At 51.0% G+C, this 25,354-nt stretch carries 28 protein-coding genes and 1 riboswitch; of the genes, 3 read left to right on the top strand and 25 right to left on the bottom strand.

Annotated features, from left to right (window positions below; genetic code table 11):
* Positions 1–29 precede the first annotated feature (29 nt).
* Positions 30–1,646, top strand: coding sequence for a phosphoglycerate dehydrogenase (gene serA / locus ACTRXI_RS09405; protein WP_474262163.1), 1,617 nt, complete (start codon positions 30–32; stop codon positions 1,644–1,646).
* A 56-nt stretch (positions 1,647–1,702) separates the two neighbouring features.
* Here serA and ACTRXI_RS09410 read toward each other — a convergent pair whose 3' ends face one another.
* The 10 genes from ACTRXI_RS09410 to ACTRXI_RS09455 all read right to left on the bottom strand — a co-directional run bounded on the left by ACTRXI_RS09410 (position 1,703) and on the right by ACTRXI_RS09455 (position 10,715).
* Positions 1,703–2,173: a GNAT family N-acetyltransferase gene (locus tag ACTRXI_RS09410; RefSeq protein WP_474262164.1), complete on the bottom strand. Its 471-nt coding sequence runs from the start codon at positions 2,171–2,173 to the stop codon at positions 1,703–1,705.
* 157 nt (positions 2,174–2,330) lie between these two features.
* Positions 2,331–2,765: a hypothetical protein gene (locus tag ACTRXI_RS09415; protein ID WP_474262165.1), complete on the bottom strand. Its 435-nt coding sequence runs from the start codon at positions 2,763–2,765 to the stop codon at positions 2,331–2,333.
* A complete protein-coding gene (locus tag ACTRXI_RS09420; RefSeq protein ID WP_474262166.1) occupies positions 2,762–3,349 on the bottom strand; it encodes a cob(I)yrinic acid a,c-diamide adenosyltransferase in 588 nt (195 codons plus the stop codon). Before ACTRXI_RS09420 ends, ACTRXI_RS09415 begins: the two co-directional genes overlap by 4 nt.
* Positions 3,350–3,363: 14 nt before the next feature.
* Positions 3,364–4,695, bottom strand: a complete 1,332-nt coding sequence (locus ACTRXI_RS09425; RefSeq protein ID WP_474262168.1) for an ABC transporter ATP-binding protein — start codon at positions 4,693–4,695, stop codon at positions 3,364–3,366.
* The gene (locus ACTRXI_RS09430) at positions 4,695–5,741 is read right to left on the bottom strand and encodes a FecCD family ABC transporter permease (protein ID WP_474262169.1); all 1,047 of its coding nucleotides are present in this window, start codon (positions 5,739–5,741) and stop codon (positions 4,695–4,697) included. Before ACTRXI_RS09430 ends, ACTRXI_RS09425 begins: the two co-directional genes overlap by 1 nt.
* A complete protein-coding gene (locus ACTRXI_RS09435) occupies positions 5,722–6,672 on the bottom strand; it encodes an ABC transporter substrate-binding protein (protein ID WP_474262170.1) in 951 nt (316 codons plus the stop codon). The genes ACTRXI_RS09430 and ACTRXI_RS09435 overlap by 20 nt, the downstream gene beginning before the upstream one ends.
* Positions 6,673–6,694: 22 nt before the next feature.
* A complete protein-coding gene (locus ACTRXI_RS09440) occupies positions 6,695–7,426 on the bottom strand; it encodes a class I SAM-dependent methyltransferase (RefSeq protein ID WP_462866576.1) in 732 nt (243 codons plus the stop codon).
* A gap of 20 nt (positions 7,427–7,446) precedes the next feature.
* Positions 7,447–9,192 (bottom strand): ATP-binding protein, encoded by a 1,746-nt coding sequence (locus ACTRXI_RS09445; RefSeq protein WP_474262171.1) that lies wholly within the window; start codon positions 9,190–9,192, stop codon positions 7,447–7,449.
* Complete coding sequence (locus tag ACTRXI_RS09450) at positions 9,189–9,908, bottom strand: response regulator transcription factor (protein ID WP_474262172.1); 720 nt, start codon at positions 9,906–9,908, stop codon at positions 9,189–9,191. The genes ACTRXI_RS09445 and ACTRXI_RS09450 overlap by 4 nt, the downstream gene beginning before the upstream one ends.
* Before the next feature lie 93 nt (positions 9,909–10,001).
* On the bottom strand, positions 10,002–10,715 hold the full coding sequence (locus tag ACTRXI_RS09455; protein ID WP_322525178.1) for a pseudouridine synthase: 714 nt from the start codon (positions 10,713–10,715) through the stop codon (positions 10,002–10,004).
* An 83-nt stretch (positions 10,716–10,798) separates the two neighbouring features.
* On the opposite strand from ACTRXI_RS09455, the gene ACTRXI_RS09460 reads away from it, so the two are divergent.
* Positions 10,799–11,326 carry a hypothetical protein gene (locus ACTRXI_RS09460; RefSeq protein ID WP_474262173.1) on the top strand — a complete coding sequence of 176 codons (528 nt, stop codon included), beginning with the start codon at positions 10,799–10,801 and terminating at the stop codon, positions 11,324–11,326.
* Here ACTRXI_RS09460 and scpB read toward each other — a convergent pair.
* Positions 11,311–11,883: an SMC-Scp complex subunit ScpB gene (gene scpB / locus ACTRXI_RS09465; protein ID WP_474262174.1), complete on the bottom strand. Its 573-nt coding sequence runs from the start codon at positions 11,881–11,883 to the stop codon at positions 11,311–11,313. The genes ACTRXI_RS09460 and scpB overlap by 16 nt on opposite strands.
* A complete protein-coding gene (locus ACTRXI_RS09470) occupies positions 11,880–12,620 on the bottom strand; it encodes a segregation/condensation protein A (protein ID WP_474262176.1) in 741 nt (246 codons plus the stop codon). The genes scpB and ACTRXI_RS09470 overlap by 4 nt, the downstream gene beginning before the upstream one ends.
* A gap of 134 nt (positions 12,621–12,754) precedes the next feature.
* Between ACTRXI_RS09470 and ACTRXI_RS09475 the strand changes: the two genes are divergently transcribed.
* Positions 12,755–13,285 (top strand): DUF309 domain-containing protein, encoded by a 531-nt coding sequence (locus ACTRXI_RS09475; RefSeq protein ID WP_474262177.1) that lies wholly within the window; start codon positions 12,755–12,757, stop codon positions 13,283–13,285.
* Positions 13,286–13,340: 55 nt separating this feature from the next.
* Here ACTRXI_RS09475 and ACTRXI_RS09480 read toward each other — a convergent pair whose 3' ends face one another.
* From ACTRXI_RS09480 to fur, 13 genes are all read right to left on the bottom strand, one after another.
* Positions 13,341–13,718 (bottom strand): GNAT family N-acetyltransferase, encoded by a 378-nt coding sequence (locus ACTRXI_RS09480; protein ID WP_474262178.1) that lies wholly within the window; start codon positions 13,716–13,718, stop codon positions 13,341–13,343.
* Between the two features lie 219 nt (positions 13,719–13,937).
* The gene (gene ribH / locus ACTRXI_RS09485; protein WP_091611315.1) at positions 13,938–14,411 is read right to left on the bottom strand and encodes a 6,7-dimethyl-8-ribityllumazine synthase; all 474 of its coding nucleotides are present in this window, start codon (positions 14,409–14,411) and stop codon (positions 13,938–13,940) included.
* Positions 14,412–14,423: 12 nt separating this feature from the next.
* A complete protein-coding gene (locus ACTRXI_RS09490) occupies positions 14,424–15,632 on the bottom strand; it encodes a bifunctional 3,4-dihydroxy-2-butanone-4-phosphate synthase/GTP cyclohydrolase II (RefSeq protein WP_322525185.1) in 1,209 nt (402 codons plus the stop codon).
* A gap of 30 nt (positions 15,633–15,662) precedes the next feature.
* Positions 15,663–16,262 (bottom strand): riboflavin synthase, encoded by a 600-nt coding sequence (locus ACTRXI_RS09495; RefSeq protein ID WP_474262179.1) that lies wholly within the window; start codon positions 16,260–16,262, stop codon positions 15,663–15,665.
* 4 nt (positions 16,263–16,266) lie between these two features.
* Positions 16,267–17,349 carry a bifunctional diaminohydroxyphosphoribosylaminopyrimidine deaminase/5-amino-6-(5-phosphoribosylamino)uracil reductase RibD gene (ribD, locus tag ACTRXI_RS09500; RefSeq protein ID WP_474262180.1) on the bottom strand — a complete coding sequence of 361 codons (1,083 nt, stop codon included), beginning with the start codon at positions 17,347–17,349 and terminating at the stop codon, positions 16,267–16,269.
* A 169-nt stretch (positions 17,350–17,518) separates the two neighbouring features.
* A riboswitch (FMN riboswitch) is annotated at positions 17,519–17,668 on the bottom strand.
* 74 nt (positions 17,669–17,742) lie between these two features.
* Positions 17,743–18,180, bottom strand: coding sequence for a peptidylprolyl isomerase (locus tag ACTRXI_RS09505; RefSeq protein ID WP_022792317.1), 438 nt, complete (start codon positions 18,178–18,180; stop codon positions 17,743–17,745).
* Between the two features lie 16 nt (positions 18,181–18,196).
* Positions 18,197–19,522: a diaminopimelate decarboxylase gene (gene lysA / locus ACTRXI_RS09510; protein WP_474262181.1), complete on the bottom strand. Its 1,326-nt coding sequence runs from the start codon at positions 19,520–19,522 to the stop codon at positions 18,197–18,199.
* 93 nt (positions 19,523–19,615) lie between these two features.
* Positions 19,616–20,917: a pyrimidine-nucleoside phosphorylase gene (locus ACTRXI_RS09515; RefSeq protein WP_474262182.1), complete on the bottom strand. Its 1,302-nt coding sequence runs from the start codon at positions 20,915–20,917 to the stop codon at positions 19,616–19,618.
* 29 nt (positions 20,918–20,946) lie between these two features.
* Entirely contained in the window at positions 20,947–21,762 is an 816-nt protein-coding gene (locus ACTRXI_RS09520; protein WP_474262183.1) for a purine-nucleoside phosphorylase, read from the bottom strand.
* Positions 21,763–22,590 (bottom strand): purine-nucleoside phosphorylase, encoded by an 828-nt coding sequence (locus ACTRXI_RS09525; protein WP_474262280.1) that lies wholly within the window; start codon positions 22,588–22,590, stop codon positions 21,763–21,765. It lies immediately after the preceding gene.
* Positions 22,591–22,597: 7 nt separating this feature from the next.
* Complete coding sequence (gene deoB / locus ACTRXI_RS09530; RefSeq protein WP_474262184.1) at positions 22,598–23,791, bottom strand: phosphopentomutase; 1,194 nt, start codon at positions 23,789–23,791, stop codon at positions 22,598–22,600.
* A gap of 19 nt (positions 23,792–23,810) precedes the next feature.
* Positions 23,811–24,698, bottom strand: coding sequence for a site-specific tyrosine recombinase XerD (gene xerD, locus ACTRXI_RS09535; protein WP_474262185.1), 888 nt, complete (start codon positions 24,696–24,698; stop codon positions 23,811–23,813).
* A gap of 155 nt (positions 24,699–24,853) precedes the next feature.
* A complete protein-coding gene (fur, locus tag ACTRXI_RS09540) occupies positions 24,854–25,342 on the bottom strand; it encodes a ferric iron uptake transcriptional regulator (RefSeq protein WP_474262186.1) in 489 nt (162 codons plus the stop codon).
* Positions 25,343–25,354 lie beyond the last annotated feature (12 nt).

Consider the following 25,354-nt stretch of genomic DNA (forward strand, 5'->3'; position numbering starts at 1 on the left):
TGAATGAACGAACAAGGGAGTGGAGTAACATGCAGAAAACTATGAACGAAGAAGAAACAACGACCAGCAATCAGACGTTTCGTGTGCTTGTATCCGATTCGATGAGCAGCGAGGGCCTATCGCCGCTGCTTGAAAGCAATCAGGTACAGTGCGTTCAGCAGCACGTTGATGAGGCAGAAGGACTCGATTCTTTTGATGCCCTGCTCGTCCGGAGCGGTACGACCGTCACTGCGGAAGTAATGGATTCCATGCCGAACCTCCGCATCGTAGCCCGCGCCGGTGTTGGAGTGGATAATATTGACATTGATGCCGCTACCAAACGGGGGATTGTTGTGATCAACGCCCCGGACGGCAATACCATCTCCACGGCCGAGCACACATTTGCCATGATGGCTTCGCTCGCCCGTAAAATTCCGCAGGCGAATGCCTCATTAAAGTCCGGTGAATGGAACCGTAAAGGCTTCCAGGGTACGGAGCTTCGCGGAAAGACGCTTGGCATTGTAGGCTTCGGCCGTATCGGTTCGGAGCTGTCCAAGCGGGCCCAGAGCTTTGAAATGAGCGTTATCGTATACGATCCGTTCCTGACAAAAGAACGCGCAAACGAAATGGGCGTTGACCTCCGGGACTTCGAAGAGCTGCTCGGAGAGGCGGACGTAATCACGGTTCATACGCCGCTCACCAAAGATACAAAAGGCATGCTTGGCCAGGAGAACCTTGGCAAAACAAAGCCCGGAGTAATGCTGTTAAACTGCGCCCGCGGCGGGATTATTGATGAAGACGCCCTCGTTCATTATCTTGAAAGCGGCCATGTGGCAGGCGCGGCTCTTGACGTTTACGAAGAGGAGCCGGCGAATGAAAACCCACTCATCGCATTTGAACAGGTCGTCAGCACACCGCATATTGCGGCTTCAACAAAAGAAGCCCAGTTAAACGTTGCTTCCCAGGTTTCCGACGAGGTGCTTCAGTTTCTGCAGGGGCTGCCGGCCTTAAACTCCATTAACCTCCCGACCATGTCGAAAGAAAAGTTTGAAGCGATACGCCCGTACTATGAATTTGCCCGCCGCATGGGTAATATCATGTCCCAGAGCGTAAAAACGCCCGTTCAGGAGCTGAACGTGCGCTACAGTGGCAATGTCACCGACCTTGAAACATCTATTCTGACCCGCTCCCTTCTCGCCGGCTTTCTCCAGAGCCGCATTGACGCACCGGTCAATGATGTGAATGCCTCCACGATCGCCAAGGAACGGGGCATTGACTATGGAGAGCAGTTCGGCTCCCAGTCGCTTGGCTACTCCAACCTGATTCAGGCGACCGTCGAAGGCGAAGGCCGTTCGTTTGCGCTGTACGGCACCTATGTGAAGGAATACGGTCCGCGCATCGTACGCATTAACGACTTTAATGTCGACTTCTATCCGACCGGCCACCTCATTTATATCCAGCATACGGATAAGCCGGGGGTTATCGGTAAGATGGGACAAATTCTCGGAAGGCATCAGATCAACATTGCCACCATGCAGGTTGGACGCCGCGAAGAAGGCGGCGAAGCCATCATGATGCTCGCCGTTGACCGTGAAGCCAACCAGGATGTCGTAAAAGATTTAACGTCCATTGAAGAAATTTCCCTGGCCGATACGATTGAACTGTAGCAGTAACACAAAGAAGACGTGCCCGCGGGCGCGTCTTTTTTTGTACAGCTGCTCTTCTACCTGATCTCTTTTTTTAAATAAATATCGAAATGGTACACTTCTTCCCTTTCTCCCATTGACTCATATAGAGCCACAGCAGGCGCATCTTCCTTGTCTGCCTGAATGAAAACAGCGGAAGCATTAAGGTTTTCCGCTTCCTTCATGAAAAAGATTAATAGATTTGTGGCGATTTTCTGCCGGCGAAACCGGGCATCCACAGCGAGATCATAAATGTAGATTTCACATGTTTCTTTTTCCATTTTATTCATCACGTAAGCCGTAAGGCCGGCTACAATCCGCTCGCTACAGGCCGCTGTACAGACAATTACCCTGTCGTTTGAAAGCTGCTTCAAAAGATAGGCATCCGAAGGCTTGTGCCCCGTGTACATCTCCTTTTCTTCAAACGCTTCAGCATAAAGCTCGTTCAATTTCCTCATCTGCTTTACGCCCGCCCCATCGTGCTCCAGCCGCTGATAGGTAACCATCATAGGAAAACTCCTCCTTTCCGGATCTGTAATGCTCCGCTGCATTAACGGTGAATCGCTTCTAGCTGTCTTAAATATATTCAGTTTTATTGAAATCTTCAATTTAAATTCGTTTAGTGATAAAAAAAAGACGAGCTCCGGGCCCGCCGCTGTCACTTTTTTATGCTTTCGGCCACAAATAGCCAAGCAGCTCGTTAAGCTGCTTTTCCCGGTTTTCGTTCAAAAAAATATCGCCGCTCCGGGTAATAAATGCATAATTCCCGTCTTTTTGAATCCACTGCTTCTGCATAGCCATCTGCTCCAAAAAGCAGTAGATAAAAATATGCTTTGTTTTGATATGCTTACCGTGCTTCTCCAATTTCAGCGATTTCTCCATAACCTTCCAGAAACGCCGGTGAATATGTCCTTCCTCATCAAGCCGGATACGTCCATGCACCCTCAGACGGGTCAGAAAAAACAAACATGCAGAGAGCAGCCAGCTGTCCCGTTCTACTGGCCCGCTTTGATCATTCAGCCAGCGGAGCAGCCCGACGTCAATGAAAACATCTTCACCACTGAGCTGTGTTTGAATAGTCTGTGCCGGAAGCTGTTTCATTTCTTATTTTTCCTATCCTGCTCAGTCGTAAATACTTCTGCGCTTCGTTCGTATTCAACGTCCACTGCCCCCGTCCGGCTGTTCGCAATTCTCGCGGCGCTGAACAGATAATCCGACAGACGGTTCATATACATAAGCACCGGGGCGGGCACGTCTTCAGCTTCGCCTGCGCGAACAAGCTCCCGTTCTGCCCGCCGGCAGACGGTACGGGCAAGATGAAGCTCTGCCGATAACGGCGTGCCTCCGGGAAGAATAAATTTTTTCAGCGCCGGGGCCTCCTCCGTATATTGGTCAATCCGGTGCTCGAGCCATTCCACCGTTGAAGCTGTGACCTTCTTTATAGCTTCCGGGCGAATGTCAGCTGTATCACTGCCACAGTCAAATAATTCATGCTGAATACGCTCAAGATCCTTCTGCAGATCTGATCCGCTTTTTTCCTCCGCCGCCATCAGCCGTGCCTTGCCAATCAATGCGTTTACTTCTTCAAAGCTTCCAAACGCTTCAATTCTCGCATCGCCTTTGTTTCTTTTTCCGCCTACCACGGAGGTGTCTCCGCGGTCTCCCTGCTTAGTATACAGCTTCATGTTTTTCACCCTTTCTATCCGGAAGCCGAATTATATTCATCTAACAATGATTCTATCAATTTTCCGGTGTGAAGGTAGTGCCAATGTAACTGTTCTTCCGGGAATGCTTCATTCTTCTTTATCGGTGCTGTCACCATAATCTCTTTGAGCTTCCCGTGGGAAAGCCCGGTACACCCGCGGTCATACATCCATTCAAAGGCCTTTCTTTGTATGTAAAGCTGTAAAGATGAAATCTCCTCGGCTGGCCAGCCTTCGGCCATATGGATCCACAAAAAGCATGACTGTCCGGAGCCAAAAACAGCCTCCCGGCTGCCTGCGCTTTTTCTCCATACCTGCATCCCTGGGGAGCATTGGATGGTATGGGCCGGCCGCTTGTTGCGGCTTTCGTCAGTGAAAATATGCACAGCACCTTTTATTTTGTCCACTGAAAGCACCGCTCCATAAACCAGCTTTTTTAACGAAGGAGCGTACACGTTTAAAGCTGAACGTGAAACTGCTTCGGCTTGATACGCTGTTTCCGACCATGAAAGCGGTGTGTCCGGGTCGTTACCTTCCCGCTGTGGCGGTCGCCAGTGCACGGCTGGTGCTTTTATTTCATGCTGCAGGCTGACATGAATATCAGCCTGGTACACTTCCGACAGCCGTTTTTCGGTAAAAACAGCCGCCGGTTCATCAAACGCTTCCGTTTGGCCCTCTGAGAGCATCAGCACCCGGTCGCAGTATAGAGCAGCCGCCTGAATATCGTGCATTACGACTACCACAGTCCGGTTTTGTTCCGAAGCCCAGCTGCGAATGTAGTTTAACAATTCAATGCGATAGTGTATATCCAGGTGGTTAGTCGGCTCATCAAGCAGCAGACATTCCGGTTCCTGCGCAAGCAGTTTTGCAAGCAGCACCCGCTGTTTTTCACCACCGCTTAAAGCGTGAAACGAATGAAATCTTTTGGACCATACGTGCATCTGCTGCATCGCGTTTTGAATGACTCGTTCATCCTCTTTATTGCTTGCTGCCGGCCACAGGCCTTTTTGATACGCATATCTTCCCATTTCTACGACCTGGCGCGCCGAATAGGCTGCTGTCAGTTCGTCAAACTGCGGCAGGTAGCCGACAGTCTTAGCCCGTTCCGAAGAAGTGAACGAGCTCAGAGGTTTGTTTTTATACCGGATGCTTCCGGACGACACCTCATGCAGACCGGCCATCACGCGGAGCAGTGTAGACTTTCCGCTGCCGTTCGGGCCAACGATGCCGATCATCTCCCCAGCCTCAACGTTAAAGGAGATACGCTCAACGACCGTACTGCTTTTCCCGTAGCCGGCAGTTACGCTTTCGACCTGGACTTCTGCCATTACTGCCACCGCCTTCTTCGCTGATAAAATAAAAGCAGAGCAAATACAGGAGCTCCGGCCAGTGCCGTAATCACCCCGACCGGCACCTCTGCCGGAGCAGCCGCCGTGCGTGCAATCAAATCCGCCAGCATTAAAAACACTGCTCCGCCGCCAAAAGACAGCGGCAGCAGATGTTTATGATCCGGGCCCCACAGGAGCCGGATCATATGCGGAATCACGAGCCCTACAAACCCAATAGTGCCTGAAACAGCGACCGCTCCTCCTGTTAGTACGGATGCGCCGATTAAAACCAGCAGCCTTATCCTCGGTACGTTCACCCCTACCGAGGAAGCACTGTCCTCCCCAAACGCAAACGCGTTGAGAGCGCGGGCATGCGGAAGCAGAAGCAGCGCTCCTGCCAGCAGAAACGGAACAATCAGCTGAAAATAATCCCATCCTCTGCGGCTCACGCTGCCAAGCAGCCACTGAATAATCTGCCGGAGTTCTTCTCCGCTGAACGCAATCAAAAGCGACATAAACGCGCTGAGAAATGCGGTGATGATAATGCCCGCAAGAATCATCGTTTCAGTGCGCACGGCCCGTTCCACGGAATAAACAAAAAGAAGCAGGACAACAAGCGTTAAAAAACCGCAGACGATGCTGACTACCGGCAGGGTAAATCCCCCAAGCAGGGGTATCTGCCATCCGAAATACAATACGGCCACCGCCCCGAGCGAAGATCCCGAGGAAACGCCGAGCGTATAAGGATCGGCAAGCGGGTTCCGCAGCAGTCCCTGAAAAACAGCCCCGGCGAGCCCTAGAGCCCCTCCTACTGCGGACGCCAGGAGTACGCGCGGCAGCCGCACCTCCTGAATAATCGCTGCAGCACCGGTTTCTGTTTCAAGTGAGATAGGAAGAAACGGAAAAAACTGGATCACTACCGCTTTGATGCTTACAGACAAAGGCACCGCTACGCTCCCCATGGAAACAGCGAGCACCAGCGCCCCGGCAAACGCTGCGAGCATCAGAAGATACGCGCTGGCGTAATTAGTTCTCAGCCATCGCATCCGGATGAATTCTTTCTGCCATTTCTTTAAGCCCTTCAGTAAGACGTGGACCCGGACGGCTCACTTTATCGCTGCTCAATGCGTACACTTCTTCATTTTCCACTGCAGGCAGAGTCTCCCAGCCTTCTCTTGAAGCAATCGTTTCAAGCGGCTCCTCTTCGGTCGGGTACGTCGTTAAAATGATATCCGGGGAAGCGTCAATGATTTCTTCCTCACTCACCATCGACCACCCTTCCAATTCGCCGGCAGCGTTCCCAGCATGAACAGCAGCAAGCATTTCATCAATAAACGTGCCGCTTCCTGCGGTATACAGATCAGGGGAGGCCCCTACTTCCACATACACCTGCCGGTCAGTCTCTGCTTCTTCGGTCGCTTTCTTTACTTCTGAGACGTCTTCTTTCATTCCATCGATAAATTCAGCGGCTTCCTCTTCTTCTCCGATGGTGCTCCCAATCAATTCGATGCTCTCATATACAGCTTCAAACGACTGCGCGTCCGGGACGGTAACTACCGGAATGCCCACTTCCTCCACCTGGGAAAGAGAGTCTTCAATGCCGGAGGACGCGTGGGCAAGCACCACATCCGGCTCCATGGAAATAATCTCTTCAATATTTGGTTCAAGGCCTGAACCAACGCTTTCGATATCTGTAACTTTCTCCGGATATGTATCCGCATCGGTTCTTGCTTCGACCCGGTCGAGCGCTCCCAGCTCATAAACTATTTCTGTGTTGCTCGGTATCAGACTGACAATTTCTTCAGGCGCCCCGTCGAGCGTCACTGTTTCTCCGGTAGCGTCCGTAACTTCAATCGCTTCCGTATTTTCATTACTGCTGCCCCCGTCCCCGCCCTGACTGCCGCTTTCTTCATCAGTGCTGCAGGCAGCAAGCGCCCCTGCTGCCGGGATTATCATCATCAGTGCTTTGAATTTCATCCATGTTCTTCCTTCCTGCTTATTATTCTGCAAGCTGGGCGATAAATATCTGCCTTGGGGAAGTTTCGAGTTGAAAAGGAGAAGCATCGTAATCACCGTAAAAAGCATGGATCTTCAGTCCGTGCGCCTCCATCATGCTGCGAAGCTGGCTTTCCTGATACATTTTCACTTTTTCCATGTATCTTCTGGTGGAATCTCCTTCTACGATACTGATGCGCTTTACAACAAATTCATCCTGAATGCTCCGCTCCTGATAAATTTTCAGTCCATCCTTCACCGTCTCATCCCGGGGAACAATATGCTGTTTAATATACTCGGGGTTCAAATAATCAAAAACAAACCATCCACCCGGCTTTAACGCAGAGGCCGCCTGCTGGAATATTAACTCATTTTCCTCATCGTCCGGAAAGTAGCCGAAGCTTGTAAACAAATTAAAAGCCAAGTCGTATTCTTTCCGGATATGCACGTTGCGAATATCACCCCGCTGGTATTGCACCGCCAGTCCGTTCGTCAATTCAATTGCTTTTTTCAGGAGTGCCGGCGAGAGATCGATGCCGGTAACATCCACACCTTTTCTCGCGAGCCAGCGGGCATGACGCCCGTTTCCACAGCAAAGATCAATAGCCTTGGCGCCCGGCGTCAACGGGACCTTTTCCATGATCGTGTTTAATTCACTGGCCGCCTTTGTTTCATCGCGGTGGTCGTACACCCGCAAATAGTCTTCCTGAAAGTGCTCTTCGTACCAAGCTTTCATGCTGAACCGCTCCTCTGGCTTTACTTATTCGGCAGATCAATATAAAACGTCGTCCCTTCCCCCGGCTCACTTTCTGCTGCAATAGCCCCGTGATGGGCGTCGACAATATTTTTAACTATGGCAAGTCCGAGCCCGGTGCCTCCCTTGCCCCGCGTCCTTGCTTTGTCTGCTTTATAAAAACGTTCAAATACATATGGGAGGTCCTCTTTTGAGATTCCGCTGCCTGTGTCGCTGACTTCCATATGCAGCGATTCCCCGTTCACAGCCCTGATAGTGATAGCTCCCCCTGCTTCGGTGTGACGAATCGCATTATGAACCAGGTTTGTCAGAATCTGCTCTACCCGGTCAACATCAATATAGGCGTATGGCTCCGGGGCATGCAGATCCAGATCAAGCTGCACCTCAGACTCATCAGCAAGTCCCTGGAATTTCCGTTCCACCCGCTGAAAGAAGGATGTCACTTCCTCCTCCTCTTTTTCGAGCTTCAGGTAGCCGGCTTCCATCCGGGCAAGATCAAGCAGTTCATTCACCAGACGCCCCATGCGCAGCGATTCATCGTAAATGATGCGTCCGATTTCTTTCTTTTCTTCCTCTGTCGCTGCAATATCATCCACGATGGCCTCACTGTACCCCTGGAGCATGCTGATCGGTGTCCGCAGCTCGTGGGATACGTTGGCGATAAAGTCCTTACGCAGCTTATCGTGCCGACGTTCTTCTGTCATATCCCTGACTACGGCTACCGCCCCGCGTACGTCTTCGTTGCCATAAAGCGGGGTGACCAGCACCGCAAAGCTGCGCCCCTGCACCTCAAACTCATCAAGCTGTTCCATTTCTGTTTCCACTGCTTTTTCAAACAGGCTGGTAACTTCCGCCGGAAGTGAACTCGCTTCCTTTTTATCCTCGAGCTGGTTCAAGCGGATGAAGTATTCCGCCGGAGGATTAGTCAGCACCATCGTCCCTCCCCGGTCAAAGGTGATCACCCCATCAGCCATACTGTGGAGAATGCGGCTCAGCTGTTCTTTTTCCTGATTTAACGCTGTGAGGTTATGCGACAGTTCCCGGCGCATCCGGTTAAATGCGTTGCCAAGCTGACCAATCTCATCGTTGCTGACTACAGGCACCTTGGAGTCGAAATCCCCCTTCAGCACATTGAGGGCAAGCTCACGCATTTTCCGGAGCGGTGCTGTAATACGGGTACTCAGAAAAAAAGCAAAAACGGTAGTTAAAATAATCGCAATACCGGCTGAAAGCAGGATAATCTGCTTTGTTTCCCCGGTGGTCTCTTCAATGACCGAGAGCGACTGATACACATACACTTCCCCTTCAAGGCCGTCATTTGTGGTAAATGGCTCACCAACAGCAAAAATCTCATCTTCGCCGCCATCCATGGAAAAGGTGTCGTGAACCGTAACCTGCTCGCGTTCTCCGGCCACCCGGCCGAGTTCATTGCTGTTCTGAATATCAGCGGCTGCCAGACCATCCCCGCCCCCAGAGCCGTACCAGAGGTCTCCATCGATAAACACCATCACTTCCGAATTGTATGTGCCGGCAATTTGATCAATGACCGGCTGCGAGCTCTCCAGGGTATTTTCTTCCTGCAGCGATGTGGCAATGATCTCAGCATTGTTCGTTAACTGGTTTTCTGCTTCCGAAATATTAAACTGTTCGAAAAACTGGAGCAGCAGGATGGTAAGAATTAACAGGACTACCGTTAACAGTCCCAGTATAGTCAGCCAGAGCTTTCCGACGACGCTGCGCCAGATCATTGCTTTTGCTCCACCTCGAATTTATAACCAACGCCCCAAACTGTTGATATCATGTCTGCAGCTTCTTCAGAAACCTTATTAAGCTTTTCACGCAGTCGCTTTACGTGCGTATCCACTGTCCGGAGGTCCCCAAAGAAATCATATTTCCATACGTCTTTCAACAGCTGCTCCCGGGAGAATACCTTGTCCGGCGACTGGGCCAGATACAGCAGCAGCTCGTACTCCTTCGGCGTCAGCCCGATGATTTTATTGTCCACCGTTACCCGGTGGGCATCGTTATCAATCGTTAAATGCGGGAAAACGAGCACTTCATTGGCAGATGCTTCCGGCTTCATGTATTTAGTGGACGATGAACGCCGGAGCAGCGCTTTTACGCGCAGCGTTACCTCGCGTGGACTGAACGGCTTGACGATGTAGTCATCAGCCCCTACTTCAAATCCCTGTACTCTGTTGGATTCCTCCCCTTTAGCTGTCAGCATAATAACCGGCGTCGCTTTTGTTTCACGCAGCTGTTCACATACTTCTTCGCCGTCCATGCCGGGAAGCATTAAATCAAGCAGGATAACGTCGTAATCCTTTTCCAGGGCCATCGCAAGAGCGTCCTCCCCGTTTTCCGCCTCTTCAATTAAAAAATCTTCGCGCTCCAAATACATCCGGATAAGCCGGCGGATCCGGGCTTCATCGTCTACGACTAATATTGTTGTCTGCTGGTCCATGAAATCCTCTCCCTGTTTAAAAAGCTTATGCATTCATTTTACCCGCCGCCAGACTGAGATTCCAAGCGGCAGGTCTGAAACATTGATGAACTTTTAGGCCAGATCCTTGAGCTGCTTAACTTCTTTTGGCTTCAGCGGACGGGTTTCCCCTGGATTCATTCCGAGCAGATCGAGCATGGCGTACTGCTCGCGCTTCAGCTTTTCCACCGGGTGTCCGATCTTTTCGAACATGCGGCGGATCTGATGATTTCTTCCTTCATGGATCACAATTTCAATAATCGAGCTGTTGCCTTTTTTGTTGGCGGATTTAACGTTCACTTTCGCAGGGGCCGTTTTTACCCCGTCAAGCTCGATGCCGTGGCGGAGAAGCTGCAGCTTTTCTGCGGACGGTTTGCCCGTCACCTTCGCGATATACGTCTTTTTTACATTGCTTTTTGGGTGCATCATTTTATTGGCGAATTCGCCGTCATTAGTTAAAAGCAGCAGCCCGGAAGTGTCATAATCCAGCCGGCCGACGGGGAAAATACGCGCCTTTACTTCGGGAAAGAAATCGGTGACCACTTTGCGGTTTTTATCATCCGCTACCGCGGAAATAACCTGCTTCGGCTTGTATAGTAAATAATAGACCGGTTCTTCCTTCGTGAGCGGAATGCCGTCCACTTCCACCTGGTCATTGATACCGACTTTACTGCCAAGCTCTTTGACAGTTTTGCCGTTCACCTTTACCCGGCCGTCCGTAATATAGTCTTCTGCTTTTCTTCTTGAAGTGATGCCGGCCTGGGCAATCACTTTTTGTAATCTTTCCATAAATAGGCCTCCTCATACAGTTTTTTCTGCTTATTTTATTTTCGTCCTGCTTCCGCTACAATACGGAGAAAGGAGCGTTCCACATGACATTTCATTTTCTGATTCTTTATGCCGCTCTGCTGCTTCTTACCGGTATAACCGCCTGGTCCGCTGTCCGCACCTACCGTACATACAGACAGCTGTGGGAAGTGGACCTGCGTATAAACCGGCTCGAGACCACAGCAGAAACCATCCGGACCCAGGCCTATACGGCCTCCGTCGAGCAGGACATCTACATACGGTTCATAACGGTGAAAGATGCTCTGTTCCGGCAGTTCAATGCACCGCACCCCCGGGCTGTCCGGGAGTCCGAGCACGCTCTGCATTTTTCGGAAGAACAGCTTCACACTGCCTTTTCGTCCCGCGAAGCAGAGGAATTGCGGCAATTTTTCCAGCGCTACCGTATATACCTTGATTCGTACTGGAAAACCGGTACGAGCAGCTGGAAAACGGTATTTGTGTCAAACGCACAAAACGGCGCTGACAGTTGGGAAACTGTCCACGCCGCCACTAAGTCACTGTACCAGGAAGCAGAGCGCTTATCAGCGCTTTTCACTTATTCTTCATCTTGATACAGTTCCCGGAAAAACAGATCCGCCTGTTCCGGCTGTTCTTCATCCTCGAGCGGCGGCAGTTCTTCCAGGGTTTCAAGTCCAAAATACTCTAAAAAGCGGGTGGACGTTACAAAGGACATCGGCCTCCCCGGCTTCTGGGTACGCTCAAATTCTTTGACGAGTCCTTTGGTGAGAAGGGTCTGCAGCGCCCGGTCCGATTTTACTCCGCGCACCTGGTCAATGTCTGCCCGCAGTACCGGCTGATTGTACGCAATAATAGCAAGTGTCTCCAGGGCTGCCTGGCTGAGCGTCTGCCGGTTCTGCTGCTCACTGAACTGCTCAATCGCTTCCGCCGCCCCGGGCACCGTGGCGAAGAAAAATGTATTTTCCGCCTGGGTAATCTGCAGCCCGCCTTCCCGCTCCGCCCAGGCATTCTTTAAGGAGATTAAGTGTTCGCGGGCAGTCTCGGTTTCTAAACCGAGGGCTTGGGCGGCCTGTTCTGCCTCCAGGCCTTCATCCCCGCTAATATACAGCAGCGATTCCAGCTTCCCCTCAATCGTTTTTTCCTGTTTCATACCTTCACCTTTTCTGCCAGTTGAATCGTTATATCATCAAAATTGTACGCCTGCTCGCAGCGAATTTGCTTTTGTTTCATTAGCTCGAGCAGAGCAAGAAATGTTACCACCATCTGCGGCTTGGTTCTTGTTTCTTCAAACAGCTGGTAAAACGAACAGGCATCGAGTCGTTCGACTTCTCCCATTACCTCTGTCATCCGATCTTCCACCGAATATTCATCCGCCCGGACAGTGGCCTGCGGAGGATGGGCGTTTTTCGCCCGTTCCTTCATCTTCTGAAACGCTGCCACCATATCATACACCGTCAGCCCCTCCGGAAGACTTTCTTCCTTTTCTTCACCGGTACTCCATTCGCTAAGCGGTTTTTTGTACACCTGTTGCTGCTGCTGTTCTTTTTGCTGAAGCTTCCCGGCTGCTTCTTTATAGCGCCTGTATTCTTCAAGCTGCTCAATCAGCTGTTCCTTCGGGTCTTCTTCCTCAATCCAGGCCTCCTCATCAGCCGTCACAGGCAGCAGGGTCTGGCTTTTGATCTGCAAAAGCGTAGCGGCCATCACGAGGTACTCCCCCGCCACATCGAGCTCAAGCTCCTGCATGGTCCGGACATATTGCAAATACTGATCCGTGATTGCAGCGAGCGGAATATCCTGAATATCCATCTCCGCCTGCTGGACAAAATGAAGCAGCACATCAAGCGGCCCTTCAAATTGATCAATTTTCACTTTATACTGCTCGGACATAGTTCCCATCCTTCATCACTTGTTGAGTGCTGTTGCAAGTATATCATATCCGCTGTAAGCAGGGCATGCGTTTTCCCCGTACGTTTTTGATACAATCAGTTCTATCAATGATTTTTGAAAGGAGAAACCGCCGTATGTATCCAGACGCCTACATTCTGTTTCTTGTCGAATTTCACAGCACCCGCGATTACTTTGAATGCCACGAAATACTTGAGGACCACTGGAAAGAAGCTCCTTCCGGAGAGCGTGACCCTGTATGGCCCGGACTAATTCAGATCGCTGTTGGTCTGTACCACGAGCGGAGGGGAAATCTTACCGGTGCTTCCAAGTGCCTGAAAAACGCCGGCGTGATTCTCGGGCCGCTTGCGCACCGTCTGCAGGCACTCGGGCTCGACGCCGAGAGGCTTCTGCAGGCTATCGAGGAGCAGCTCGAACATCTCGGAGAGCCGTTCCGGGACATGAACCTGCCGATGAGGGATTCCGAACTCGAAGCCGAGTGCATCCGTATGTGTGAACAAAAAAACATTCCCTGGCTGCAGGCCTCTCCGCTTGAAGATACGGATCTCGTCCACAAGCACGTGCTCCGTGACCGCACCGATATTGTACATGAACGCGATAAGCAGCTCCGCATCCGGGATAAGCAGCGCCGGAGCGGCGGTCTGTAATCACATCTTCTGCGTATTTCCATTAAAAAACCCGCCGTGTACCGGCGGGTGGGTATTAGTTCACTTCATTTTCCAGAATATCCTTTTGGTGTTCATCGCACACCTGCAGGAATTGGACCGTTTCCTTGCTCGCAACCAGGTCCTGGTCGAGACGCCCTCTGACCGCCTGCACCATTTTTTTGCCGATCCCTTCATCCCGGTAGGATGGATTCACGCATACATGGCGAAGCTCTGCTTCTCCGTTTTCGGTGTATCGCAGACCGACGACTCCGACAATATCATCGTCTTCCTTCCACATAAACAGCTGCCAGTCATCTGTTTCTTCATACTGCTGGACCGTTTCCTGGAGCTTTTTTACATCCTTTTCTTCCGGCATGTACGAAAGAAGCCCCATCGCTATTTTTTTATAGGATTGTTTATACTTAATCAACATAACCAATTATCCCTCATTGTGATCAGAATTTCAGACAAATTTGTCTTCATTTCCATAATTTACGCAAACCAGTATCCAAATTCACCATTGACCATACACGCTTTTGGACAGAAATGCAAGAGGAATATAGGTAATTATAACTGAAAGCCGCTTATCACCGCTCATGCACGTGTAATCACTCAAACCAAAATCACACGGCTTTAAACCGTGTGATTTATTTTACTCCATGCGGATTTTTTTTGCAAGACTGGCCATTTCCACGGCTCCCATAGCTGCCTCGGAACCTTTATTCCCAGCTTTTGTGCCGGCACGTTCAATCGCCTGTTCAATGGATTCCACCGTGATGATGCCGTTAATAACCGGAAGCTCTTCCTGCAGGGAGACATTTGCGACTCCTTTGGCGGATTCGCTGCATACATAGTCAAAATGTGGAGTTGCGCCGCGGATGACAGTACCAATGGCCACAATCGCATCGTATTTTTTCGTTTTGGCTGCCTGCTGGGCGGCAAAAGGAATTTCAAACGCCCCGGGCACCCAGATAACATCTATATCCTCTTCCTTCACCCCGCTGCGGATTAGTGTGCTTTCCGCTCCTTCGAGCAGCTGTTTGTTAATAAATTCATTAAAACGTGCTACGACGATCGCAATTTTTTGTCCACTGCCGTTTACGTTGCCTTCAATAGTAGTTGTCATTCTATTTTCCTCCTAAAAATGAAGCATGTGTCCCAATTTTTGAAACTTCGTACGCATATATTTCTCATTTTCCTCCTGCAGCGGCAGCTGTATCGCAATCCGCTGTGTCACTTCAAGGCCGTAGCCGGAGATCCCCGTTATTTTCCTCGGATTGTTAGTGAGCAGCTTCATTTTCCCTACGCCAATGTCGCGGAGCACCTGGGCGCCGATCCCGTATTCACGCAGATCATCCGGGAAACCAAGCTTTTTGTTTGCTTCCACCGTATCATAGCCCGCCTCCTGCAGCTCATAGGCTTTTAATTTATTGATCAGGCCGATGCCGCGTCCTTCCTGGCGCATATAAAGCAGTACCCCTTTGCCTTCTTTTTCGATCTGCATCAGCGCTGCCTGCAGCTGTGGTCCGCAGTCACAACGCTTGGAGCCGAAGACGTCCCCAGTCAGACATTCCGAATGAACCCGGACCAGTGTTTCTTCCTCCGGATCGATCTCCCCTTTTACAAGCGCCATCATTTCTTTCCCATCAATGGAGGAAGTAAAACCAAGCGCCCGGAAATCACCAAATTCGGTCGGAAGGCTCGTATCCGCCTCCCGCTTCACCAGTTTTTCGCGGTGACGGCGGTAGCTGATTAAGTCTTTGATCGTTACCATTTTTAACCCGAACCGGTCAGCAATTTCGCGGAGCTCCGGCACCCGGGCCATTTCCCCGTCTTCCCGTGTAATTTCACAAATCGTCCCTGAGGCCGTTTTTCCAGACAGGCGCGCAAGGTCAATCGCAGCCTCCGTATGACCGGCCCGCTGCAGGACCCCGCCTTCTTTTGCAATAAGTGGAAACACATGGCCCGGACGCTGAAAGTCCCCCGGTTCTGCGGTCTGGTTGGCAAGATGCTGGATCGTCAGCGCCCGCTCGGAGGCACTGATACCGGTTTTGGACGACACATGGTCGACGCTCACCGTAAAAGCAGTACCGTGCGGATCAGTGTTTTGATCAGCCATCGGCTGAAGCTGCAGACGCCCGGCCTGCTCTTCAGTAATCGGAGTGCAGACGAGACCGCGGCCATACGTAATCATAAAGTTAATTGTCTGGGCATCAATGTTTTCCGACAGGGCGACAAAATCTCCTTCGTTTTCCCGGTCTTCGTCATCACAGACGATCACAACCTGCCCGTTTCTCAGTTCATCTAACGCTTCTTCAATGGGGTCAAACCAGCGTCGTTCCTCCATGGTATCGTTCCTACTTTCTTTGCAAAGGTTTTATTTATCTACAGTTAACAGACGTTCTGTATATTTGGCAAGCATGTCACATTCAATATTGACCAGATCACCAGCCTGTTTATCTGCCAGGTTGGTTACCTCCCACGTATGCGGAATAATCGACAGAGTAAAGGTTTCTTTTTCGTCGTCCACTCCGAAAATTGTCAGGCTGATGCCATCGACCGTGACGGAGCCTTTATTAGTCATGTAGCGGAGCTGCTCCTTCGGTGTCTTTACGTGCACGTAAATCATGTTTTCTTCCTCTTCAATGGAAGCAATGGTTCCAGTGGCATCCACATGTCCCTGGACAAAGTGTCCGCCAAACCGTCCTCCAGCCTGCATCGCAAGCTCCAGGTTTACGCGTATGCCTTCTTCCATGTATTTCAGACTCGTGTGCTTGAGCGTTTCAGCCATCACGTCTACGTAGACGCACCGCCCGTTTTTAGCCGTCGCTGTCAGGCAGATGCCATTTACCGCGATGCTGTCGCCAATGTGAATACTGTCCATATCCAGATTACTCTCAAGCTCGAGCTGAATTAAATTTTCCTGATGCGTCATTTTTGATACTGTTCCTGTCGCTTCTACAATTCCTGTAAACATGCTTTCACTCCCCGGACTGCAATGTATATTTTCGGTCCTGCCCGAATGTCTCTTCTTTTTTCAATGAAAATGCCCGGGCTTCCTGAAGCGTCGAAATACCATTTCCCTGATACACTCCAGGTGCATTTTCCCCGCCAATCACAATCGGCGCTACATACATTAAATATTCCTGAATCACTTCTGCTTCCAGGAAAGAGCCGAGAATGCCGGCCCCTCCTTCCACAAACAATGAAACGATTTTCTTTTTCCCGAGCACATCCAGCACCGCGGAGATATTTTTCACGCCGGAAGCGACCGGAATCACTTCAGCTCCTGCTTCTTCCAGGCGGCGCTGCCTCTCAGCATCAGCCGGATCGTTCGTCAAAACGTAGACCGGAGCTGCGGCGTCTTTTAGCATCCGGCTGTTTTCCGGCATCCGGAGTTCACTGTCCAGCACGACCCGTGCCGGCGTCACTCCCGTTTCCGGGACCCGGGCCGTAAGAGAGGGATCATCGCTCAGCACCGTTCCGATGCCGACTAATATGCCGTCACACCGGCGCCGTTCCTGGTGAACATCCTCCCGGGCTTCTTTTCCGGTAATCCACTGGCTTTCGCCCGTGGCCGTAGCAGTCTTTCCGTCTAGAGAAGAAGCTGTTTTAGCCGTCACGTAAGGTCGGCCGGTCTTAATAAAATGAAAAAATTTCCGGTTTAAGTAAGCCGCTTCTTCCTGCCTGACTCCGGTCACCACTTCAAGGCCTGCTTCTTCCATCATCTGTATGCCTTTTCCGGCTACAAGCGGATTCGGGTCTGACGCTGCCACCACTACTTTTTCGATGCCCGCTTCAATAATCTGTTTGGCACACGGCGGAGTACGGCCGTAATGGCTGCAGGGCTCAAGAGTGACGTAAATCGACGCTCCTTCAGCTTCGTCTCCTGCCATCGCGAGCGCATGGACTTCTGCATGTGCTTCCCCGGAGCGAAGATGCGCTCCCATCCCTACGACTCTCCCATCTTTAACGACGACGGCACCGACCATTGGATTCGGGTAAGTCTGCCCTTCCGTCGAGCGTGCCAGTTCGAGTGCTGTGTGCATCCAGGTATGATCCATATGGCCGGACCTCCTTTATTTTTGCTTGCTGCTATTGATTACAGAAATAAAAAAAGCTCCCGAATGAAAACATCCGGGGGCTTTTATACATACGTATCCAAAATAATATTCCGGTTCTATTCTGCAGCGTTACACCTGCTGACAGAAAAACAGAATTTTTTCGAATACGGTTTTCCTTCTCCCATCCAGACTATTACTGTCGGCTTCAGAGTTGCACTGAATCCACCGTCCACGCCAGGAGCGCTTACCGGGTCACGGACTGAAAAGCATTCGCTTTATCACCGTCGGTTGGGACTTGCACCCGACCCCGAAGGATGTTGATCGCAATCAACGTACCGTATGAAGTTAAAATACATTTTATTACGTTCTTAAATATCCGTCAAAAGATTCAGCTTACGCTTCGTCCCAGACCCGCACTTCCTTCATAACGTCCTGCGCCTGAATGCGGTCCACCTGGTCCATGTTATCTGTCACACGGCCGAATACCGTATGCACGCCGTTCAGGTGTGGCTGCTGGTCAAACAGAATAAAGAACTGGCTTCCGCCGGTGTCTTTTCCGGCGTGCGCCATCGACAGATAGCCTCTTTCATGAGTGCGCGGGTTCCCTTCCGTTTCACAAGGGATCGTGTACCCCGGGCCTCCGTCTCCGCGGTTGTTCGGGCACCCGCCCTGGGCGACAAAGCCCGGGATGACGCGGTGGAACGTAAGGCCGTCATAAAAGCCGTCATTTGCCAGACTTTCAAAGTTTTTCACTGTGCCCGGTGCGTCCTCCGGGAAAAATTCCAACGTTACTGTTTCTCCATTTTCAAATGCGATTTTACCTTTTTTCATCTCTCTCTACCCCTTTTTATTTTGTTTTTGCCTTTGCTGGCTCATAGGACAGGTCGTACTGAAGAATATCTTCGTATGTCTCTCCGCGAACCACCAGGTGCGATTCCCCGTCTTCGGCGAAGACGACCGGCGGACGCGGGAGACGGTTATAATTGTTGGCCATGGAGTACCCATAGGCTCCTGTACAGAAAACCGCCAGCGTATCGTTGGTTTTCACTTCCGGAAGCGGCAGATTCCAAATCAGCATATCGCCGCTTTCACAAAGCTTGCCGGCGACTGAAAACGTGTCGTCGGCTTTTTCATGGCCGCGGTTGGCAAGAATGCCTTCATATTCTGCCTGATACAATGCCGGGCGGATGTTGTCGGACATGCCGCCATCCACCGAAATGTACCGGCGGACACCGGGAATATCTTTTTTTGACCCTACGTCATACAACGTCGTGCCGGCATCGCCGCTGATGGACCTTCCGGGCTCAATCCAGATCTCCGGCACATCCATGCCGGTCCGGAGCGCTTCCTGTTTGACTGACTGAATCATATCCTGCACGTACTGCTCCGGTGCCAGCGGTTCGTCCCCTTCCACATAGCGGATCCCAAAGCCGCCGCCGCAGTTCAGCACATCCGGCGTGAACTGCAGGTGCTCCTGCCAGTGCACAAACTGATCAAACAGTTTTTTGATAGCCATTGTAAATCCGCTCGTTTCAAAAATCTGCGAGCCGATATGACAATGCACGCCTTTGATATTGATGGACGGACTCTGCTGCAGGCGGTAAATAGCCTGGTCTGCCTGGCCGGACGTCAGGTCAAAGCCAAACTTTGAATCCTCCTGCCCAGTGGAAATGTATTCATGTGTATGCGCCTCGATGCCCGGAGTCGTACGGATCAACGCTTCCACACGCGTCTGCTGCCTGGCCGCCTGCTGCTCAATCAATTGAATTTCATGAAAATTATCAATCACAAAACAGCCGATGCCAAGCTCAATGGCAAGAGCGATTTCTGCTTCGCTTTTATTGTTACCGTGAAAATGAACTTTTTCCATAGGAAAACCGGCTTTTGATGCCGTCATCAGCTCTCCTCCGGAAACCACGTCCAGACTGAGCCCCATTTCTTTCGCCAGCTGTGACATTGCAACGCAGCTGAAGGCTTTGCTCGCGTAGGCCACCTGATACGTCATTCCGTTATCTTCAAAAGCCTGCTGAAATCCCCGGGCCCGCTCCCGCATCAAAGCGACGTCATAGACGTAAACCGGGCTTCCGTACTCCTGCTTTATGTTAACGGTATCCACCCCGCCAATCTCCAGGTGGCCGTGTTCATTTATATGGTGCGTTCCATGAAGCTGCATATTATTCTCTCCTTCGTTGCTCCTCCTCGTCCGTTTATTTTAGCACGCTTCCGAAAAAGACAAAAGCTTTATGCAAGTAAAGAAACCGCGCAATTACTGCACGGTTTCATAAATGAGGACTGGTTTTTCCACCGCAGCTTCTGCAATCGTAAAGGCTTCAGAAATTTTTCTGGCGCTCTCAGCGCTGTCCTGGGCGTTTACGTGCATGACCGCAATTGTATCTCCTTTTTGTACAGGGTCACCGATTTTTTTCGTCAGTTCGATGCCCACACTGTAATCAAGCACATCGTCCTTGGTGGCCCGTCCGGCTCCGAGAAGCATCGCACTTACGCCGATTTCTTCGGCTTCAATACCATGTACGTAGCCGGTGGCTTCCGCCTTCACTTCTACCCGGTGCTCAGCAGCCGCAAGACTCTCCGGATGATCCACAGCGGAGGCATCACCGTGCTGATTTTTCACAAATGCTTTCATTTTTTCAAGCGCTTCCCCGTTTTCAATCACCTGAAGCACCATTTTTTCCGCCTGCTCGAGCGTATCGGCTTTGCCGCCCGCGACAAGCATATAGGAAGAAAGCGTGACGCTCAGCTCGTGCAGATCTTCCGGCCCGTTGCCCTGCAGCGTTTCAATTGCTTCTTTTACTTCGAGCGCATTCCCGACGGTCCGGCCGAGCGGCTGATCCATATTGGAAATGACCGCCATCGTTTTACGATCGAGTGACTGGCCGATTTCCACCATTGCTTCCGCCAGACGCTTCGCTTCCTCCACTTCTTTCATGAAGGCGCCTGAGCCCGCCTTTACATCAAGCACGATCGCGTCTGCGCCGGCTGCGATTTTTTTACTCATCACCGAGCTTGCAATCAATGGAATAGAGTTTACAGTTGCCGTCACGTCCCGAAGTGCGTAAAGCTTTTTGTCTGCCGGGGTGAGGTTACCGCTTTGACCTGCGACAGCAATTTTATGCTCATTAACAAGATTGACGAACTCTTCCTTTGGAATCTCTGTTTCAAATCCGCGGAAGCTTTCCAGCTTATCAATCGTGCCGCCGGTATGCCCGAGGCCGCGCCCGGACATCTTCGCTACAGGAACGCCGCATGCTGCTACAATCGGTCCAATAATCAGCGTCGTTTTGTCGCCGACGCCTCCGGTGGAGTGCTTGTCCACTTTGATTCCCTCGATTGCCGACAGGTCGAGCTGATCGCCGGACTCTGCCATCGCGTAGGTGAGCGCGGCAGATTCCTTCTGGGTCATGTCCTGAAAGTAAATCGCCATCGCAAACGCCGATGCCTGGTAATCCGGCACCTCGCCGTTGCTGTATGATTCCACAAACCAGCGGATTTCTTCTTCATTCAGTTCTTTTCCATCGCGCTTTTTTGCAATAATATCCACCATTCTCATAGTATGGCCCCTTTACACATTGCTGTTGATTACGTATTTTTGACGATTTCTTTCATTAAAGAGATAAAAATCGGTTTGGTTTTGGCCGCCGTTTCCATCACTTCCTCGTGGGATATGCTGACGATTTCTTCGCCGATGGCCATATCAGTAATACATGAAACACCGAGCACACGCAGACCGGCATGCTGTGCCACAATTACCTCCGGCACCGTGGACATGCCCACTACATCAGCGCCGACGTTCCGAAGCAGAATTAACTCTGCCCGGCTCAAAAAGTTTGGACCGCCGATGCCGCCGTAGACGCCGCGTTTCAAGTCAATTTCAAGCGTTTCAGCGGCCTGGAATGCTTTACCGCGGAGTACTGGATCGTAGGCCTGGCTCATATCGGGAAAGCGCGGCCCGAGATCGCTGTCGTTCCGGCCGATCAGCGGGTTGGTGCCGGTAAAGTTTATGTGATCCTCAATCACCATTAAGTCCCCCGGCCGAAACGACGACTGCATCCCTCCACACGCATTGGTGACAAATAAAAACTCGGCGCCGAGCGCTTTCATCACCCGGACCGGGAATGTCACCTCCTGCATCGAATAGCCTTCATAGTAATGAAAGCGGCCCTGCATCGCTACGACTGTTTTTCCTTCGAGCTCGCCGAGGACAAGACGTCCGGCATGGCCTTCCACTGTAGAGACAGGAAAATGCGGAATGTCTTCATATGGGATTACAGTAGCCGCTTCAATATCATCAGCCAGATCGCCGAGCCCGGAGCCAAGAATCATGCCGACCGCAGGCGCTGCACTGTACTTCGACTGGATGTAATCCTTTGCTTCTTTTATTTTTACAGCATTCATTCAGGCATCCTCCTGTGCGATCCGACGAAGGGTTTCTTTCATTAATTTCAAGAAATCTTCCTGGACCTTTGAGGTCGTGTCCATGACTTCATCATGGCTTAACGGCTGGTCAAGCATACCGGCAGCGAGGTTTGAAATGCAGGAAATACCGAGCACTTCCATGCCTCCGTGAACGGCAACGATTACTTCCGGCACCGTGGACATACCGACGGCATCCGCTCCCAGCACCCGGGCCATGCGGACCTCTGCCGGGGTTTCATAGGCCGGTCCGGTATTTGCCATATATGTGCCGCGCTGAATACGGATGTTCAGCGACAGCGCCGCTTCGTCAGCAATCTTGGCGAGTCCTTTCGAATACGCCGAGCTCATATCCGGAAAGCGGGGACCGAGTTCTGCATCATTTTCTCCAATAAGCGGATTAGCGCCGAGCCAGTTGATGTGATCATCGATAATCATCAAATCACCCGGTTCAAAGTCATGGTTCACGCCGCCCGCAGCATTGGTGACAAGAAGCCGTTTCACTCCGAGCGCGTTCATGACGCGGATAGGAAAAGTCACTTCCTGAAGGGAATAGCCTTCATAGTAATGAAAACGTCCCTGCATCGCTGCCACCTGCATACCCTCAAGTTCACCGAATACAAGCTGGCCCGCGTGGCCCTCCACCGTGGAAACAGGAAAGCCCGGGATGTTTTCATATTTTAGAACGACTGGGTTTTTAATCTCATCGGCCAGTACCCCCAGGCCAGAACCGAGCACGAGCCCGGTCGTCGGTACAGCGGAGATATTGGACTGAATGTATTGAACTGCTTCTTTGGTTTGCTGCTGGATACTCAAATTATTCACCCTTCCTTTTTAATTGCTGTAAAAAGCTTGTACCGTACTTCGGCATGGATAGACGGAAATTATCCGCCACCGTGGCACCGATATCGGCAAATGTTTTCCGGGTGCCAAGTGGAGCAGAGCCGGTGCTTTTGCTGTAGGCAAGCAGCGGTACGATTTCACGGGTATGGTCAGTGCCGTGATGCACGGGATCGTTTCCATGATCGGCAGTAATAAGCAGAAGGTCATTCTCCTCCATAGCTTCCAGCAGCTCTGGAAGCCTGGCGTCAAACTCCTCGAGCGCCTCTCCGTATCCCTGCGGGTCACGGCGGTGGCCGAACTTAGCGTCAAAGTCCACCAGATTTAAAAAGCTGAGACCCGTAAAGGATTTCTGCGCGGTTTCTGTAACACGGTCCATGCCATCCATATTGGAGGAGGTACGGATCGACTCCGTAACCCCTTCGCCGTCATATATATCGCTGATTTTTCCAATGGCAATGCTGTCAAGACCGGCATCTTCAATGTCATTCATGACCGTACGGCCAAACGGCTTAAGCGCGTAATCATGTCGGTTCGCTGTACGTTCATAGCTGCCGGGGGATCCGGTGAACGGGCGGGCAATCACGCGGCCAATCATATACGGTGCTTCATACGTCATCGCCCGGGCTTTTTCGCAGATGTCATACAATTCTTCAATCGGCACCTCATCCTCATGTGCGGCGATTTGAAGCACTGAATCCGCCGATGTGTAGACAATCAGCTTTCCGGTTTTTTGATGCTCTTCGCCGAGCTCTTCAATGATCTCGGTACCTGAAGCCACTTTATTTCCGAGAACACCCCGGCCTGTTTCCTGTTCGAGCTGCTGCAAAAGCTCATCCGGAAAGCCATCCGGAAATGTCCGGAAAGGCTCGTCAATGTAGAGGCCCATGATTTCCCAGTGGCCGGTCATCGTATCTTTGCTTCGCGACATTTCTTCCATATAACCGTACGAAGCCGTTGGTGACGCTGACGCCTCTACACCCGGGATTTCCCGGATATTTCCAAGGCCGAGTCGTTCAAGGTTCGGAATTTTGATTCCGTTCATATGCTGGGCGATATGACCGAGCGTGTCGGCCCCTTTGTCTCCGTATTCTTCAGCGTCAGGAGCTTCGCCGATGCCGACGGAATCCATAACAACTAAAAAAATGCGTGGGTACTTGTAGTTTTCCATTACTCTCTCTCCTTTTCTGCTAAGCTCTCGGATGAGCCTGCAGGTATACATCTTTTAATTTATGGTTGGATACATGGGTGTAAATCTGGGTGGTGGAAATATCGGCGTGTCCGAGCATTTCCTGGACCGCCCGCAGATCTGCCCCGTTTTCAAGCAGATGGGTGGCGAAGGAATGCCTCAGGGTATGCGGCGTTAATGCTTTTTCTATCCCTGCTTGGCCTGCTGTTGCTTTTAATATCTTCCAAAAACCCTGCCTTGAAAGCGGATTGCCGTGATGATTAACAAATAACAGCTCATGACGTTTGCTTTTCATCAGGGTACTGCGACCGTGATGTATGTACGTGTCAATAGCCTCGGAAGCCACTTTCCCAAGCGGAACGATCCTTTCTTTGTTTCCTTTACCGATACAGCGGATAAATCCCATCTGCAGATGCACATCAGACATTTTCAATTCACACAGTTCAGTCACCCGCAGACCGGTAGCGTACATGCACTCAAGCATCGCATGATTCCGCTTTGCAAAGGCTGTTGTGCCCTCGGCCGCTGTGAGCAGCCGCTCAACTTCCTGAGTAGACAGCACGGTCGGAAGCTTCTTTTCCCCTTTCGGGATTTCAATCAACTCTGCAGGGTCTTTTTTTACCACCTGTTCACGCAGAAGAAACTGGTGAAACGCCCGGACCGATGACAAAAAGCGCGCCAGCGTAGCTGTAGAGCGTCCGGCTTCTTTTTGGGCATACAAAAAATCCACAATGTCCGCACGCTCAGTATCCGCCCATGATTTCTTCTCCCGGAGCTGCATAAATTTTCTATAGTGTTCCAGGTCTCTTTGATACGACTGAATCGTATTTTTGGAGAGGCCTTTTTCAACTTGGCAATAATGAATAAAGTCCAGTACCTCCGTGGTCATACGACCGCCTCCTGCTTCCCAATCTTCCCTTCTAAGAATAGCATAGTCGCTTATTACTAGGAAAGGGCGAATGCGCCAGTAAATATACCGCTTTCATTATACTGTAAAATAAAAAAAGCACCGCTTTTTGTCAAAAGACGATGCCCGTGCATATGTTAATTCGTGTGCAGCGAAGGAGCCTCCGCACTTTCTTTGTCCTTTTTTGCCTTCGCCTGACAGCGGTGGCAGACACCGTGGAATGTTAAACGATGATCTTTCACTTTAAACTGATAGTCTTTTTCTACAATCTTTTCGACCTCTGCAAGCAGGTCCTCCTGGATTTCATCAACTGTTCCGCATTCAATGCAGACGAGATGGTGATGAGAGTGGCTGGCTCCTTCTTTTCGAAGGTCATACCGTGAAACTCCGTCACCAAAGTTGATTTTGTCCACAACTTCAAGTTCATTAAGTAATTCCAGTGTTCTGTACACGGTGGCAAGACCAATCTCCGGCGCTTTTTCCTTTACCAGAAGGTACACATCTTCTGCACTTAAATGATCTTCTTCATTTTCCAAAAGCACCTGTACGGTTGCTTCCCTTTGCGGGGTTAGCTTGTAGCTCTGTTCATGCAGCTGTTTTTTAATACGTTCTACCCGATTTTCCAATTATCGCTACCT

The sequence above is a fragment of the Marinococcus sp. LNHM4E3-1 genome (assembly GCF_056034405.1).